The sequence below is a fragment of the Actinokineospora alba genome, from assembly GCF_004362515.1.
Lineage (GTDB): Bacteria > Actinomycetota > Actinomycetes > Mycobacteriales > Pseudonocardiaceae > Actinokineospora > Actinokineospora alba.
Genome location: NZ_SNXU01000001.1, coordinates 3,867,855 through 3,882,065, shown reverse-complemented (window position 1 = coordinate 3,882,065; position 14,211 = coordinate 3,867,855). Strand labels below are relative to the sequence as shown.

Genomic DNA, 14,211 nt, shown 5'->3' with positions numbered 1-14,211 from the left:
CGAGTCATTGTGCCTTCCGCTGCCCGGGCGGTGTGATTCGGTGCAGCTCAAGGGTGTCCGACAGCGGTGCCACCCCAGGTCCGCCCGCTTTCAGCCACGCCTCGATGTCGTCGACGGCCTCGTCGCTGAGGACGAAGCCCAGCCACACCGGCTTGCCGCCCTTCGCCTGCACGACGACCACGTTGGACGTCTCGCAGGTGTCGAGGCACTCGGCGACCCGGACCGTGGCGCCGACCTCGGCGGCGACGACGCGCAGCCGGGCCAGTTGGTAGCCGTGGTCGACGGTGGGGTGCTTCTTGACCGTCCCGCAGCAGCAGTCGCGGCAGACCGTGATCCGCAGCTTGCTCACCGCGCGACGGCGCCGGACGGGTCCGCGCGGTAGACGGGCGCGTCGGCGTTGAGGTCGCGCACAGCGGCCAGCGAGTCGGGATCGATGTCACCCGATTCGGTGACGACGGCGGCGGCTTCGAGGCCTTCGGCGCCGCTGGACACCGCGGCGGCCACGGCGGCCTGCAGCGCGGTCAGCTTGAGCGACGGAAGGGCGACGGTCGCGGCGGCGTAGGTCCGGCCGTCGGTGTCGCGGACGGCGGCGCCCTCGGCGGCACCGGTCCGGGCCCTGCTCGACCGCGCCAGGGTCACGATCTTGGCGTCCTCAGGGTCCAGCTCAGCCACGCTCGGGGCTCCTCTCCTGCTCGGATTCGGCGTCGGACTCCGCGCGCCGCACGACCACCGAGGTGATCCGCATCCGACCGCGCGCGTCTTTCCCGCCCTCGGCCCGGAACCGTAGCCCGGCGATCTCCGCCTCCGCACCGGGCAGTGGCACACGTCCCAGTCGCTGGGCAAGCAAGCCGCCGACGGTCTCCACGTCCTGGCCGTCGAGTTCGAGGCCGAACAGGTCCCCAAGGTCTTCCACGGCGAGCCGGGAGCTGACCCGGCAGGCACCGTCTTCGAGGTGCTCCACCGGCGGGCGGTCGTCGGTGTCGGACTCGTCGGTGATCTCGCCGACGATCTCCTCCAGGATGTCCTCGATCGTCAGCAGACCCGCGGTGCCGCCGTACTCGTCGACCGCGATGGCCAAGTGGTTCTTGGACTTCTGCATCTCGCGAAGCAAGTCGTCGACAGGCTTGGTGTCGGGGACGAACGCCGCCACGCTCATCACGTCCGCGGTCTTCTGCAGCTCGGCGGCCGACTCCATGGACGCGCGGACCAGGTCTTTGAGGTTGACCACGCCGACGATGTCGTCGACGGTCTCCCCGATCACCGGCAGCCGCGTGTAGCCGGTGCGCAAGGACAGCGCGAGGGCTTGGCGGACCGACTTGGTCTGCTCGATCCACACCATCTCGGTGCGGGGCACCATGACCTCGCGGGCGATCGTGCCGCGCAGCTCGAACACCGAGTGGATCATCTCGCGCTCGTCGGCGTCGACGACTCCGCGTTCCTCGGCCAGGTCGACCAGCTCGCGCAGTTCGACCTCGGAGGAGAACGGGCCCTCGCGGAAGCCCTTACCGGGGGTTATCGCGTTACCGATAAGGATCAGCAGCCGGGATAACGGCCCGAGGACAGTCCCTAGAGCCCTTACCGGTCCCGCGGCTACCAAACCGACTCCGTACGGGTGCTGACGGCCGATGGTGCGCGGTCCGACGCCGACGAGGACGTAGGAGGCGACGATCATCCCGACCGCGGCGACGAACCCGGCGAACCAGCCCGGCGTGATCGAGCGCAGGCAGATCACGGCCACCAGGACGGTCGCGGCCAGTTCGCAGCTCAGCCGGAGCAGGAGCAGCAGGTTGATGTGGCGCGGCCGGTCGTTGACGACGGCCAGAAGCTGTCGCGCGCCCCGTCTGCCCATGCGGAGCAAGCCTTCGACGCGCGCCTTGGAGGCGGCCGAGAGGGCCGCGTCGGCGGCGGCGAAACACCCCGCGGCCAAGATCAGCAGGACCGCGATGACCAGAAGACCGGCCGAGTCGGCTGACACGGTGCTCAGTGTTCCCCGGTCTTGTCCGACTCGCTGAGCCCCACCGCGCCGAGCAGCTTGTCGTCCTCGACCCGCTGCGCCGCGCGGCGCTTGGCCTCGGCGGCCGCCGTGCGGAAGTCGGCGAGGATGCGCTTCTGCAGCGTGAACATCTCACGCTCCTCCGCGGGCTCCGCGTGGTCGTAGCCCAGCAGGTGGAGCACGCCGTGCACGGTCAGCAGGTGCAGCTCATCGATCAGGCTGTGGCCCGCCTTGCGCGCTTGATCCTTGGCGAAGGCCGGGCACAGCACGATGTCGCCGAGCAGCGCCGGACCGGCCTCGGGCGCGTCGGGGCGCCGGGCGTTCTCCAACTCGTCCATGGGGAACGCCATGACGTCGGTCGGGCCGGGCAGATCCATCCAGCGCTCGTGCAGGTCGGACATCACGTCCAACTCCACGAGCAGCACCGACAGCTCCGCCAGCTTGCTGACGTTCATCCGGTCCAAGGCGAAGCGGGCCGCCGCGACGATGGACGCCTCGTCGACCGCCACCCCTGACTCATTGGCGATCTCGATACTCACGGGCTGATTGTCCCTGGTCGGCTCAGCGGCCCTGCCTGCGGCCACCCGCACGGACCGGGCCTCGGTGGGTTTCCTCGGCTTCGTCCTGCACGACCTGCCAGCGCTCGTAGGCGTCGACGATGTCGCCGACGAGCTTGTGGCGCACCACGTCGGAGCTGGTCAGCAGGGCGAAGTGCACGTCGTCCACGCCGTCGAGGATCTCCTTGACGACCTTGAGGCCGCTGCGCTGCCCGCCGGGGAGGTCGATCTGGGTGATGTCGCCGGTGACCACGATCTTGGAGCCGAAGCCCAGTCGGGTCAGGAACATCTTCATCTGCTCGGGCGTCGTGTTCTGCGCCTCGTCGAGAATGATGAACGCGTCATTCAACGTGCGCCCACGCATGTATGCCAGCGGCGCGACCTCGATGGTGCCCGCCTGCATGAGCCGCGGGATCGACTCCGGCTCGATCATGTCGTGCAGCGCGTCGTAGAGCGGGCGCAGGTATGGGTCGATCTTGTCGAACAGCGTGCCGGGCAGGAAGCCGAGCCGCTCCCCCGCCTCGACCGCCGGGCGGGTCAGGATGATGCGGCTGACCTGCTTGGCCTGCAGCGCCTGCACGGCCTTCGCCATCGCCAGGTACGTCTTGCCTGTGCCGGCGGGCCCGATGCCGAACACGACGGTGTTGGCGTCGATCGAGTCGACGTAGCGCTTCTGGTTGAGCGTCTTGGGGCGGATCGTGCGGCCGCGCCGGGACAGGATGTCGAGGCTGAGCACGTCCGCGGGCGACTCGGCCGAGTCGACGGACAGCATCGCGACCGTGCGGCGGACCGTGTCCGGGCCGACCTGCTGCCCGCGGGTGGCGAGGGTGGCGAGTTCGGTGAACACCCGCTCGGCGAAGGCCACATCGGCGGGGGCGCCGGTCAGCGTGACCTCGTTGCCGCGGACATGGACGTCGGCGTCGAGCAGTTCCTCCGCGAGGCGGAGGTTCTCGTCTCGCGACCCGAGCAGGGCGAGAACGGCACCTTCGGGGATGGAGAACCGCGACTGGGCGTCGTGCTGTGGAGTTGGCGCGTCGGAAGGTCGGGGATCGGTGCCGGTCACGTTGCTTTCGGTCCTGCCTTCTGCGCCACGCGCTGTGGGTCGGTGTCTCGTTCGATGCTAGACCCAGCCACCGACACAGCGCACTGGAAAAACACGCTCAGCGACCGAAGCCCGCCAACTGCTCACCACCGAGAACGTGCAGGTGGGCGTGGAAGACCGTGCGGCAGGCATCGTCTCCGGTGTTGAAGACAAACCGGTATCCGGACTGGTCGATTCCCTCGATCCGGGCGACCTCCGCGCCCGCTTTCAGCACGTCGGCAAGCAATTGGGCGTCCTCGGCGAGCGCCGCGGCGTCCTCGTGGTGGGCTCGCGGCACGACGATCACGTGGACCCGGGACTGCGGATTGATGTCGCGAAACGCAAAAGTTGTTTCGGATTCGTGGACGAGCTTCGACGGGATCTCACCGGCGACGATCTTGCAGAAGAGGCAGTCCGCATTCATGCGCCCAGATTAATGGGAGCCGGGTCTGGGCGGAGGATGCCGCGCGGGCGGTGAAGCCTGGGGGTCGCCTCACCGCCTCGCGCGGCTCCGCCGGACCGAGGGGGGAGGTGTCCGGCGGTAGTCATGCGGGCGTCCGAAAGTCCGGATCGCGTTGCAGGAGAAAGGGTAGACCCTTCGCGCGGGTCAACGCCACCGTGTCGTGAGCGCGCCGATTGCGCCTAGGGCGACCGCGGCCGCCGTAGACGTGCGCAGCACGGACGGACCGAGCCGCACGGTTCGGGAACCTGCCTGTTCAAAGGCGTTGATCTCCTCATCGGTGATCCCGCCTTCCGGCCCGACGATCAGTAAAAGATCACCCGAAGAAGGGAGAGCGATATCCGCCATTCGGGTGGCGCGTCCGGCTTCCAATACCAGAGTGAGCGCGGACTTCTTTGCCACCGCAATGAGTTCGCGCACCGACATCGGATCCGTGACTTCGGGAATCCAGGCGCGTCGCGCTTGTTTCGCGGCCTCTCGGGCGGTAGAGCGCCAACGGTTGAGTGCTTTGTCGCCGCGCGGTCCGTCATCCCATTTGGTGATGGAGCGCGAGGCGCGCCACGGGATGATCGCGTCGGCGCCCGCCTCGGTCGCGAGTTCGACGGCGAGTTCGCCGCGGTCACCCTTGGCGAGCGCCTGGGCGATGATCACCCGCGGCGCGGGCTGCGGCTCCGACCACCGTCTGGTGATCGTCAAGTCGAGCGAGTCCTTGGCCGCCGCCTCGACGACGCAGTGGGCGACTGACCCTTTGCCGTCGGAGACAAGCAGTTCCTCGCCGACGCGCAGCCGCCGCACCGCCGCCGCGTGGCGGCCCTCCGGTCCGTCGAGGGTGAACGACGGGCCGGAGGGCAGTGCCTCGGCGAGGAACAGCGCCAGGGTCATCGGGCGTGGCGCTGGCGCAGGCGGGAGAACAGTCCGCCCTGGCGCGCGCTCGCGATGGCGAGCGTGTGCTCCTCTTCGCCGCGCAGTTCGGCCAACTCGCGCAGCAACTCGGTCTGCCGCGCGTCAAGCTTCGTCGGGACCTCGACCTCGATGTGCACGTGCAGGTCGCCCCGGCCGTCGACGCGGCCGGTCGACCGCAGGCGCGGCAGGCCGCGGCCCGCCATGACCAGCTCGGTGTCGGGCTGGGTGCCCGGTTCGAGTTCGATGTCGAGCGGCCCGTCGAGGGTCTCCAGCGGGACGACCGCGCCGAGGGCGGCGGTGGTCATCGGAACCCGCAGGGTGCAGTGCAGGTCGGCTCCCGCGCGCTCGAAGGTCGCGTGGGGCAGTTCCTCGACCTCGACGTACAGGTCGCCCGCGGGGCCGCCGCCGGGGCCGACCTCGCCCTGGCCGGAAAGCCGCACGCGCATGCCGTCGGCGACGCCGGGCGGGATCTTCGCGGTGATGTTGCGGCGGGCCCGGACCCGGCCCTCCCCCGCGCACTGGCGGCACGGGTCGGGGATGACCTCGCCGAGGCCGCGGCACACCGGGCAGGCCCGGGCGGTGACGACCTGGCCGAGGAACGAGCGCTGCACGGACTGGACCTCACCGCGGCCGCCGCAGGTGTCGCAGGTGGTGGGCGAGGTGCCCGCCGCGCAGCCGGAGCCGCGGCACAGGTCGCACAGGATGGCCGTCTCGACGGCGATCTCCCGGCTGACGCCGGTGGCGCACTCCTCGAGCGTCATCTGGATGCGGAGCAGGGCATCGGAGCCAGGCTGCACACGGCTGCGCGGACCGCGCCCGCCGCCCGCGCCCGCGGCGCCGAAGAAGGCGTCCATGATGTCGCCGAGCCCGAAGCCGCCACCGAACGGGTCGTGGCCGCCGCCACCGCCGCCGCCGTTGGACAGCGGGTCGCCGCCCATGTCGACGATCTTGCGCTTCTGCGGGTCCGACAGGACCTCGTAGGCGGCGGTGACGTCGCGGAAGCGCTGCTGCGCGGCCTCCTCCGGGTTGACGTCCGGGTGCAGCTCGCGCGCCAGCTTGCGGTAGGCGCGCTTGATCTCGTCCGAGGTCGCGTCCTGCCGCACCCCGAGAGCGCCGTAGTAGTCCCTCGCCACCTTGTCCAGTCCTCCTGCCCCGAGCACGTCGGGGGATCACTTCGTTGCTTTGCGTTAACGGCCGAGGATGTCCCCGACGTAATTCGCCACCGCGCGGACGGCGGCGATGTTGGTGGGGTAGTCCATGCGAGTCGGCCCGACCACGCCCATGCCCCCGAGCAGGGTCGCACGAGTGCCGTATCCGATGGAAACCACGGAGGTGCTGCGCATCTCCTCGGCCTCGTTCTCCTCGCCGATCCGGACCACGACCTTGCCCGAGTCGGTGGTCGCGGCGAGCAGTTTGAGCACCACCACCTGCTCCTCCAGCGCCTCGAGCACCTGGCGCAGGGAGTGCGGGAAGTCAGCGGCGTTGCGGGTCAGGTTGGGGGTGCCGCCGAGGACCAGCCGCTCCTCGGGGTGTTCCACCAGTGACTCGACCAGCACGGTGGAAAGCCTGGTCAGCGGGTCGCGCAGGTCGTTGGGCGCGGACTCCGGCAGCTCGGCGACCTTCGCGGCGGCGTCGGTGAGCCGTTTGCCCGCGAGGGTGGAGTTGAGGATGGTGCGCAGCCGGGCGACGGACTCCTCGCCGACGAGGTCGCCCAGGTCGACCATGCGCTGATCGACGCGGCCGGTGTCGGTGATGAGGACCATCATCACGCGCGCGGGGGTGATGCTGACCAACTCGACGTGGCGGACGGTCGACGTGGTCAGCGTCGGGTACTGGATGACCGCGACCTGGCGGGTCAGCTGGGCCAGCAGCCGGACACTGCGGCGCATCACGTCGTCGAGGTCGATCGCGCCCTCGAGGAAGCTCTGGATGGCCCGGCGCTCGGCGGAGCTGAGCGGTTTGACGTCGCTGAGGCGGTCGACGAAGAGGCGGTACCCCTTGTCGGTCGGGATGCGGCCGGCGCTGGTGTGCGGCTGGGTGATGTAGCCGTCCTCTTCCAGCGATGCCATGTCGTTGCGCACGGTCGCACTCGACACACCCAGGTTGTGCCGGTCGACGATCGCCTTGGACGCGACCGGCTCCTGGTTGTGCACGTAGTCGGCGACGATGGCGCGCAGGACGTCGAGCCTGCGTTCGTCCGAACTGACCACGTGGCACCTCCCTCTAGTGAGAGTTTACGGAGCGGACCGCCGCGTGGGGGCAATCGGTACGGCTATCACGTTTTGAGCATGGGTCTTGCGGGTTTGCGCGGTTCGTCTGAATCATGCTGGCACTACCCGACGGTAACTGGGAGCCCTCATGGCGTCGTCAGTGTTGACCACGGTGTTCTTGCCGATCGCGCTCGCGATCATCATGTTCGGGCTGGGGTTGTCGCTCACGGTCGACGACTTCACGCGGGTGGCGAAGTTCCCCAAGGCGGCCCTGTTGGCGCTGGCGGTGCAGGTGCTGGTGCTGCCCGCCGTGGCGCTGGGGCTGGTGCTGGCGTTCGACCTGTCGCCGGTGCTCGCGGTCGGCATGATGCTGCTGGCGGCGTCGCCGGGTGGGACAACGGCGAACATCTTCAGCCACCTCGCGGGTGGGGACGTCGCGCTCAACATCACGCTGACGGCGATCAACTCGGTTCTCGCGGTGGTGACGCTGCCGATCGTGGTCAACCTGGCGATCGCGGGCTTCCTCGACGGTGACGCGTCGCTCGGGCTGCAGCCCGCGAAGATGCTGCAGGTGTTCGCGATCGTGCTGATCCCGGTCGCCATCGGCATGGCGGTGAACCGGCGGTTTCCGGAGTTCACCGCGCGGATGCGCAAGCCGGTGAAGATCGCGTCGATCGTGGTGCTGGTACTGGTGATCCTGGGTGCGCTGCTGGCCGAGCGAGCGAACCTCGCCGGGTACCTGCGAGACGTCGGCATCGCGGCTGTCCTGCTGTGCGTGATCAGCCTGGCGCTGGGCTACTTCATCCCCCGCCTGGCCAAGGTGGGCGAGAAGCAGGCGATCGCTTCGTCGTTCGAGGTCGGCATCCACAACAGCACGTTGGCCATCACGATCGCTTTGAGCCCGGCCCTGCTCAACAACGCCCAGATGGCCGTGCCCGCGGCGGTGTACGGCGTGCTCATGTTCTTCCCCGCGGGCCTGCTCGCGTGGTGGATCACCCGCCGGACCGCCGCCGCCGCCGCGCCGGACTCGGCTACCTCAGGCGCGGACAGCGGCGGTCAGTAGGGCTTCAGGTTCGCACCGGGACCTTCGCCGCGCCGCGGAGATTGATGCGGCCGTTCCACTCCACCGCGCCGTCCAGCGCCAGGTCCGGGAACCGCTCGACCAGCCTGCCGAGGGCGATCCGGCCTTCGAGGCGGGCCAAGGCCGCGCCCAGGCAGTGGTGGGGGCCCGCGCCGAACGAGACGTGGTGGCGGGCGTTGGGGCGGTTCAGGACCAAGTCCGCGGCGTCCTCGCCCCAGAAGGCCGGGTCGTGGTTGGCCGAGGCGAGGCTGGCGATGACGAAACTGCCCGTGGGGATCTCCTGTCCGCCGATCTCCACCGGGGCCGTGGTGATGCGGCGGCTCATCTGGACCGGGCTGTCGTAGCGCAGGAGTTCCTCGACGGCGTTGTCGATCAGGGTCGGGTCCGCGCGCAGCGCCTTGAGCTGGTCGGGGTTGGACAGCAGGGCGACGACCCCGTTGGAGATCAGGTTGACCGTGGTCTCGTGACCCGCCACATAGAGCAGGCCGACCTGGGCGATCAGCTCGTCGTCGCTGAGGACGTCGCCTTCGTGTTCGGCGTCGATCAGCGCGGTGAGGAGGTCGTCGGCCGGGTTGGCGCGCTTCCACTCGATCATGTCGGCGGTGAGCCGGGTGAACTCCGCGTCCGCCTCGCCGATGCGGCGGGCCAGGTCCGGGTCGCCGACCGGTTCCAGGGACCGGACCAGGGTTCCGGTGAGTTCGCGCAGGCGGTCCTCGTCGGTCGGCGGCATGCCGAGCATGTCGGCGATGACGGTGAAGGGCAGCGGGAAGGCCAGTTCGTCGACGAGGTCGCACCGGCCCGCCTCGGCCATGCGGTCCAGGGAGGCGTCCACCAGCTCGGTGATTCGCGGAGCCAGCGCGTTGATCGCGCGCGGCGTGAAGACCTTCGCGACCAGGGAGCGCAGCCGGGTGTGGTCGGGCGGGTCGCGGTCGAGCATGGACAGACCGCCTAAGCGCCAGTCGTCCCCGCCCGCGGCTTTGCGCATCTCGTCGCGGACCGGGTGCGGGGCGAGGTGGCGGGTCTCGACGGACTGGCCGGAGCGGAGCAGCGCGGTGACGAGGTCGTATCGGGAGACGTACCAGAAGCCCAACGGGTGTTCGTGGACCGCGGTCTCCTCCCGGATTTCCGCGTAGTGCGGGTACGGGTTCTCGCTGAACCCCGGCGCGAAGGGGTTGAACAGGGTCTCCGTCATCGTTCACCTTCTCTGCGTTGGTCACATACACCGCGTATGTCATTAAGTTGTACAGCATGTCGGCCACCAAAAGCAGGCGCGAGCAGTACTCCGAGGCGACTCGGGCCGCGCTCATCGACGCCGCCACCAGGCGTTTCGCGACTTTTGGGTTCGCCGCGACAGCGCTGGAGGACATCGCCTCCGACATCGACGCGACGCGGGGCGCGGTCTATCACCACTTCAGCAACAAGCGTGCGCTTTTCAAGGCCGTCCATGAGGAACTGGAGTCCGCCGCCGTCGCCAGGGTCACGGAGATCGCGGCGGCCGCGGCGGACCCGTGGACCGGAGCGCTGGACGCGCTGGACGCGTTCCTCGACCAGTGCCTGGACCCGGTCTACAGCCGGATCGTGTGGCGCGAGGCCCCGGTGGCGCTGGGGTGGCAGGAGTGGCACCGGGCCGAGGAGACCTACGCCTACGGGATCATCCACCAGCTGCTGACCGCGCTGGTCGCGAGCGGGCACATCGAGCCGGTGCCGCTCGACACGGCCACCCGGATCACCTTCTCCATGCTGGGATCAGCGGGAACGACGCTGGCCGAGAGCCCGGCGAAGGACCAGCAGCGGCTACGCGACGAGTACGCCGACATGGTCCGCCGCATGCTGCGCGGATTGTCGGCGGGCTGAGGTCAGGTCAAGCGACGGACCACGGCGTCGGCCAGTAGCCTGCCGCGCGAGGTGAGTACGCAGCGGCCGGCGGCCAGTGACGGGCCGTCGAGCAGGCCATCGCTCGCCGCTTCGCGTGCCTCCGCCTGGCCGGCCTCATCCAGGGCGGACAGCGCCAAACCATCGGACAGCCGCAGCTCCAGCAGGACCCGTTCGACCCGCTGATCGTCGACGGACAGGCGTTCGCGGCCCGCCGCCGGCGAGTTGCCCTCGGCGAGAAGATCGGCGTAGCGGGCCGGGTGCTTGACGTTCCACCAGCGCACGCCGCCGACGTGGCTGTGCGCGCCGGGACCGGCGCCCCACCAGTCGCCGCCGAGCCAGTAGCCCAGGTTGTGCCTGCACCTCGCGTCCTCCGAGGACGCCCAGTTCGACACCTCGTACCAGGTCAGACCCGCCGCCGACAGCGTCTCGTCGACCTGCTCGTACCGGTCTGCCAGCACGTCGTCGTCCGGTGCGGGCAGGTCGCCGCGGCGGATGCGGCGGGCCAGGGCGGTGCCTTCCTCCACGATCAGCGCGTACGCCGACACGTGGTCGACGCCCGCGGCGAGGACCGAGTCCAGGGAAGCCGCCAGGTCCTCGGGCCGCTCCCCTGGCGTGCCGTAGATGAGGTCGAGGTTCACGTGATCGATCCCCGCCGCCCGCGCTTCGAGCGCGGCGGCGACCGCGCGTCCCGGAGTGTGGGTGCGGTCGAGGACCTTCAGCACGTGCCGCGCCGCGGACTGCATCCCCAGGGAGATCCGGTTGTACCCGGCCTCCCGCAGGCCCGCGAAGAACTCGGGCGAGGTCGACTCCGGGTTGGACTCGGTGGTCACCTCGGCGCCCGGGGCGAGACCGAAAGTCGACCGGACGGCACCGAGCACCTCCCCCAGTCCGTCCGCGCCCAGCAGCGACGGCGTCCCACCACCCACGAAGACGGTGTCAACCCTCGGCGGCGATCCCAGCACGCGGGCGGCGAGGTCGAGTTCCCGGCGCAGCCCCTCGAGCCAGGAATCCGGCGACGCGGACGAGCCGAGTTCGCCCGGGGTGTAGGTGTTGAAGTCGCAGTACCCGCAGCGCGTGGCGCAGAACGGGACGTGCACGTAGACGCCGAATGGGCGCGCGCCCAGGCCCGCGAGCGCCGACGGCGGAAGGGAGCCGTCGACGGGGGCGGGTTCGCCGTCAGGCAGTACGGAGGGCACGCCACCATCCTCCCAGGCTCCCTAGCAGGGATTTATTCCGGCAGGGAGAACCGCGTGACGTCCGTCCCAGCATGCGGATGGAGGTGGACCACACCGTGGACGCGTGGGACTCTGGACCCATGTCAGCGACCGAAGTCTTCCTGGTGGCCCGCCGCCACGTCGACCTCCGTCGCGTCTCCAGCGCGATGTGCCGTCGGTACACCTGACCCGTCGTCGCCTATCTCGAATTCAGCAGGCGTCGGACGCGCCGCTGAGCCCCTCTGATCTCCGGGGTCCGTGACGGTGCGCTCGAGCGCCCCGACCCTAGAGGACAGCCGGTGTCTCCCACCACCACGGAGTCGACCACTTCAACCCCGGCCCGCCCCAAGGCCCGCCGGGGTGAGGGGCAATGGGCGCTCGGCTACCGCGAGCCGCTGAATCCGAACGAGCGCGCCAAGAAGGACGACAACCCGCTGCACGTGCGGGACCGCATCGTCAACATCTACGCCCACGGTGGCTTCGACAGCATCGACCCGGGCGACCTGCGGGGACGTTTCCGCTGGTACGGCCTCTACACCCAGCGCAAGCCGGGGATCGACAGCGGCCGCACCGCGACTCTCGAACCCGAAGAGCTCGACGACGAGTACTTCATGCTCCGCATCCGCATCGACGGCGGCGCGGTCACCACCCAGCAGCTCGCGGTGATCGGTGAGGTGTCGCAGACCTACGCCCGCGACACCGCCGACATCACCGACCGGCAGAACATCCAGTACCACTGGATCCGGGTCGAGGACATGCCCACGATCTGGAACAAGCTCGAGAGCGCGGGCCTGACCACGATGGAGGCCTGCGGCGACAGCCCGCGCGTCATCCTGGGCTCGCCGGTCGCCGGGATCGCCGAGGAAGAGATCATCGACGGCACCCCCGCCATCGAGGAGATCAAGCGCCGCTTCATCGGCGACAAGGCGTTCTCGAACCTGCCGCGCAAGTTCAAGTCGGCCGTTTCCGGGCTGCCGGACGTGGCGCACGAGATCCACGACGTCGCGTTCGTCGGTGTCAACCACCCCGAGCACGGCCCCGGCTTCGACGTCTGGGTCGGTGGCGGCCTGTCCACCAACCCGATGATCGGCCAGCGTCTCGGCGCGTGGGTGCCGCTCGACGAGGTGGCCGACGTCTACGGCGCGGTGATCAGCGTCTTCCGTGACTACGGCTACCGCCGCCTGCGTCACCGCGCGCGCATCAAGTTCCTGGTCAAGGACTGGGGCGCGGCGAAGTTCCGTGAGGTCATGGAGGAGAAGTACCTCAACCGCAAGATGATCGACGGCCCCGCGCCCGAGGTCCCCGCGGTCCCCTATGACCACGTGGGCGTGCACAAGCAGAAGGACGGCAAGTTCTACGTCGGCGCCGCCCCGGTCGTCGGCCGGGTGTCGGGTTCGGTGCTGGTCGAGGTGGCGAAGGCCGCCGAGCGCGCCGGGTCGAACCGGGTCACCTTCACCCCGCAGCAGAAGCTGGTCGTGCTCGACGTTCCCGAGGACGAGGTCGCGGCGCTGCAGACGGAGCTGGCCAAGCTGGGTCTGCAGACCGAGCCGTCGGTGTGGCGGCGCGGCGTGATGGCGTGCACCGGCATCGAGTTCTGCAAGCTGGCGATCGTCAACACCAAGGACCGGGCGATGGACCTGGTCGCCAAGCTGGAGACCCGGCTCACCGACATCACCGATGGCATCACCGCCCCGATCTCGGTGCACATCAACGGCTGCCCCAACTCGTGTGCCCGCATCCAGACCGCGGACATCGGCCTCAAGGGCCAGATCGTGACCGACGACGACGGCGCCCAGGTCGAGGGTTTCCAGGTGCACCTCGGCGGCGGGCTCGGGCTCGACGCGGGCTTCGGCCGCAAGCTGCGTGGCCACAAGGTCACCGCGACCGAGCTGCCGGACTACGTCGAGCGCGTGGTCCGCAACTTCGTCGCCAAGCGCGAGCAGGACGAGCGGTTCGCCCAGTGGGTCACCCGCGCGGATGAGGGTGACTTGCGATGACCGAGCGCGCGACGCCGTTCCACTGCCCCTACTGCGGCGATGAAGATCTTCGCCCGCAGGAGGAGCCGCAGTCGGCTTGGCTCTGCGCGAGTTGCAGGCGCGTGTTCACGGTCAAGTTCGTCGGGTTGAACCTGCCACAGGGGGTTGCGAAATGACCGAGTTGAAGAAACTCGCCCAGTGGGCCGAGAAGGAGCTGGCCGAGGTCTCCGCTGAGGAAGCGCTGGCCTGGACCCGGGACACCTTCGGCGACCGCTTCATCGTCGCGTCCAACATGCAGGACGCGGTGCTGATCGACCTGGCCTACCAGGCGAAGCGCGAGATCGACATCCTGTTTCTGGAGACCGGCTACCACTTCCCCGAGACCATCGGCACCCGCGACGCGGTGGCGGCGGTGTACCCGGAGGTCCGGATCGTCAACGCCGAGGCCGAGCAGTCGGTTGCCGACCAGGAAGCCGAGTTCGGCCTGCTGAACAAGACCGACCCGACCCAGTGCTGCTTCCTGCGCAAGGTCGTGCCGCTGCAGAAAACCCTTGCGGGGTATGACGCCTGGGTGACCGGTGTGCGCCGGGTGGACGCGCCGACGCGGGCGAACACGCCGATCGTGCAGTGGGACGACCGGAACAACCTGGTGAAGATCAACCCGATCGCGGCGTGGTCGGACGAGAAGTTCAACGGCTACATCGCCGACCACGGGATCCTGGAGAACCCCTTGGTGAGCATCGGCTATCTGTCGATCGGGTGCGCGCCGTGCACCTCGTTGCCGAAGCCGGGCGAGGACGCGCGCAGTGGCCGCTGGGCGGGCCAGTCGAAGACCGAGTGCGGATTGCACGGGTAAGGGAT

General features: G+C 69.5%; 17 protein-coding genes. 6 read left to right on the top strand and 11 right to left on the bottom strand.

From position 1 onward, the window contains the following. Positions 1-4 precede the first annotated feature (4 nt). The 9 genes from C8E96_RS17840 to hrcA all read right to left on the bottom strand — a co-directional run bounded on the left by C8E96_RS17840 (position 5) and on the right by hrcA (position 7,204). Complete coding sequence (locus C8E96_RS17840) at positions 5-349, bottom strand: hypothetical protein (protein WP_091372203.1); 345 nt, start codon at positions 347-349, stop codon at positions 5-7. Beyond that, entirely contained in the window at positions 346-672 is a 327-nt protein-coding gene (locus tag C8E96_RS17835) for a cytidine deaminase (RefSeq protein WP_091372207.1), read from the bottom strand. The genes C8E96_RS17840 and C8E96_RS17835 overlap by 4 nt, the downstream gene beginning before the upstream one ends. Beyond that, positions 665-1,975: a hemolysin family protein gene (locus tag C8E96_RS17830; protein WP_091372210.1), complete on the bottom strand. Its 1,311-nt coding sequence runs from the start codon at positions 1,973-1,975 to the stop codon at positions 665-667. Before C8E96_RS17830 ends, C8E96_RS17835 begins: the two co-directional genes overlap by 8 nt. Before the next feature lie 5 nt (positions 1,976-1,980). Then, positions 1,981-2,532, bottom strand: a complete 552-nt coding sequence (ybeY, locus tag C8E96_RS17825) for an rRNA maturation RNase YbeY (protein WP_091372215.1) — start codon at positions 2,530-2,532, stop codon at positions 1,981-1,983. A 22-nt stretch (positions 2,533-2,554) separates the two neighbouring features. Further along, entirely contained in the window at positions 2,555-3,613 is a 1,059-nt protein-coding gene (locus C8E96_RS17820; RefSeq protein WP_091372218.1) for a PhoH family protein, read from the bottom strand. A gap of 97 nt (positions 3,614-3,710) precedes the next feature. Continuing rightward, positions 3,711-4,055 carry an HIT domain-containing protein gene (locus C8E96_RS17815; RefSeq protein WP_091372221.1) on the bottom strand — a complete coding sequence of 115 codons (345 nt, stop codon included), beginning with the start codon at positions 4,053-4,055 and terminating at the stop codon, positions 3,711-3,713. A gap of 183 nt (positions 4,056-4,238) precedes the next feature. Next, positions 4,239-4,973, bottom strand: a complete 735-nt coding sequence (locus tag C8E96_RS17810) for a 16S rRNA (uracil(1498)-N(3))-methyltransferase (RefSeq protein ID WP_091372224.1) — start codon at positions 4,971-4,973, stop codon at positions 4,239-4,241. After that, complete coding sequence (gene dnaJ, locus C8E96_RS17805; RefSeq protein ID WP_091372227.1) at positions 4,970-6,127, bottom strand: molecular chaperone DnaJ; 1,158 nt, start codon at positions 6,125-6,127, stop codon at positions 4,970-4,972. The genes C8E96_RS17810 and dnaJ overlap by 4 nt, the downstream gene beginning before the upstream one ends. A 54-nt stretch (positions 6,128-6,181) precedes the next feature. Continuing rightward, on the bottom strand, positions 6,182-7,204 hold the full coding sequence (gene hrcA, locus C8E96_RS17800; RefSeq protein ID WP_091372230.1) for a heat-inducible transcriptional repressor HrcA: 1,023 nt from the start codon (positions 7,202-7,204) through the stop codon (positions 6,182-6,184). A 148-nt stretch (positions 7,205-7,352) separates the two neighbouring features. On the opposite strand from hrcA, the gene C8E96_RS17795 reads away from it, so the two are divergent. Next, positions 7,353-8,267: a bile acid:sodium symporter family protein gene (locus tag C8E96_RS17795; protein WP_091372234.1), complete on the top strand. Its 915-nt coding sequence runs from the start codon at positions 7,353-7,355 to the stop codon at positions 8,265-8,267. Positions 8,268-8,271: 4 nt separating this feature from the next. Here C8E96_RS17795 and C8E96_RS17790 read toward each other — a convergent pair whose 3' ends face one another. Further along, a complete protein-coding gene (locus tag C8E96_RS17790; protein ID WP_091372238.1) occupies positions 8,272-9,477 on the bottom strand; it encodes a cytochrome P450 in 1,206 nt (401 codons plus the stop codon). A 56-nt stretch (positions 9,478-9,533) separates the two neighbouring features. Here C8E96_RS17790 and C8E96_RS17785 point away from each other — a divergent pair, with 56 nt between their 5' ends. Then, on the top strand, positions 9,534-10,139 hold the full coding sequence (locus C8E96_RS17785) for a TetR/AcrR family transcriptional regulator (protein WP_091372241.1): 606 nt from the start codon (positions 9,534-9,536) through the stop codon (positions 10,137-10,139). A 2-nt stretch (positions 10,140-10,141) separates the two neighbouring features. Here the strand turns inward: C8E96_RS17785 and hemW are convergent, their stop codons facing one another. Continuing rightward, entirely contained in the window at positions 10,142-11,356 is a 1,215-nt protein-coding gene (hemW, locus tag C8E96_RS17780) for a radical SAM family heme chaperone HemW (protein ID WP_091372244.1), read from the bottom strand. On the opposite strand from hemW, the gene C8E96_RS34655 reads away from it, so the two are divergent. The 4 genes from C8E96_RS34655 (at position 11,269) to C8E96_RS17765 (ending at position 14,206) form a co-directional block, all read left to right on the top strand. Further along, positions 11,269-11,562 (top strand): putative leader peptide, encoded by a 294-nt coding sequence (locus C8E96_RS34655; protein WP_407642630.1) that lies wholly within the window; start codon positions 11,269-11,271, stop codon positions 11,560-11,562. The genes hemW and C8E96_RS34655 overlap by 88 nt on opposite strands. A gap of 111 nt (positions 11,563-11,673) precedes the next feature. Then, positions 11,674-13,371 carry a nitrite/sulfite reductase gene (locus C8E96_RS17775; protein ID WP_091372247.1) on the top strand — a complete coding sequence of 566 codons (1,698 nt, stop codon included), beginning with the start codon at positions 11,674-11,676 and terminating at the stop codon, positions 13,369-13,371. Continuing rightward, entirely contained in the window at positions 13,368-13,526 is a 159-nt protein-coding gene (locus C8E96_RS34110) for an Insertion element protein (protein WP_091372251.1), read from the top strand. The genes C8E96_RS17775 and C8E96_RS34110 overlap by 4 nt, the downstream gene beginning before the upstream one ends. Beyond that, positions 13,523-14,206, top strand: coding sequence for a phosphoadenylyl-sulfate reductase (locus tag C8E96_RS17765; RefSeq protein ID WP_091372255.1), 684 nt, complete (start codon positions 13,523-13,525; stop codon positions 14,204-14,206). Before C8E96_RS34110 ends, C8E96_RS17765 begins: the two co-directional genes overlap by 4 nt. Positions 14,207-14,211: the final 5 nt, after the last annotated feature.

Excerpts from the sequence above, each read along its gene's own strand:
- C8E96_RS17765 (WP_091372255.1), top strand. The coding sequence starts at position 13,523 with ATGACCGAGTTGAAGAAACTCGCCCAGTGGGCCGAGAAGGAGCTGGCC.
- C8E96_RS17790 (WP_091372238.1), bottom strand. The coding sequence starts at position 9,477 with ATGACGGAGACCCTGTTCAACCCCTTCGCGCCGGGGTTCAGCGAGAAC.
- C8E96_RS34655 (WP_407642630.1), top strand. The coding sequence starts at position 11,269 with ATGGGCGCGCGCCCAGGCCCGCGAGCGCCGACGGCGGAAGGGAGCCGT.
- C8E96_RS17815 (WP_091372221.1), bottom strand. The coding sequence starts at position 4,055 with ATGAATGCGGACTGCCTCTTCTGCAAGATCGTCGCCGGTGAGATCCCG.
- C8E96_RS17810 (WP_091372224.1), bottom strand. The coding sequence starts at position 4,973 with ATGACCCTGGCGCTGTTCCTCGCCGAGGCACTGCCCTCCGGCCCGTCG.
- C8E96_RS17795 (WP_091372234.1), top strand. The coding sequence starts at position 7,353 with ATGGCGTCGTCAGTGTTGACCACGGTGTTCTTGCCGATCGCGCTCGCG.
- C8E96_RS34110 (WP_091372251.1), top strand. The coding sequence starts at position 13,368 with ATGACCGAGCGCGCGACGCCGTTCCACTGCCCCTACTGCGGCGATGAA.
- C8E96_RS17785 (WP_091372241.1), top strand. The coding sequence starts at position 9,534 with ATGTCGGCCACCAAAAGCAGGCGCGAGCAGTACTCCGAGGCGACTCGG.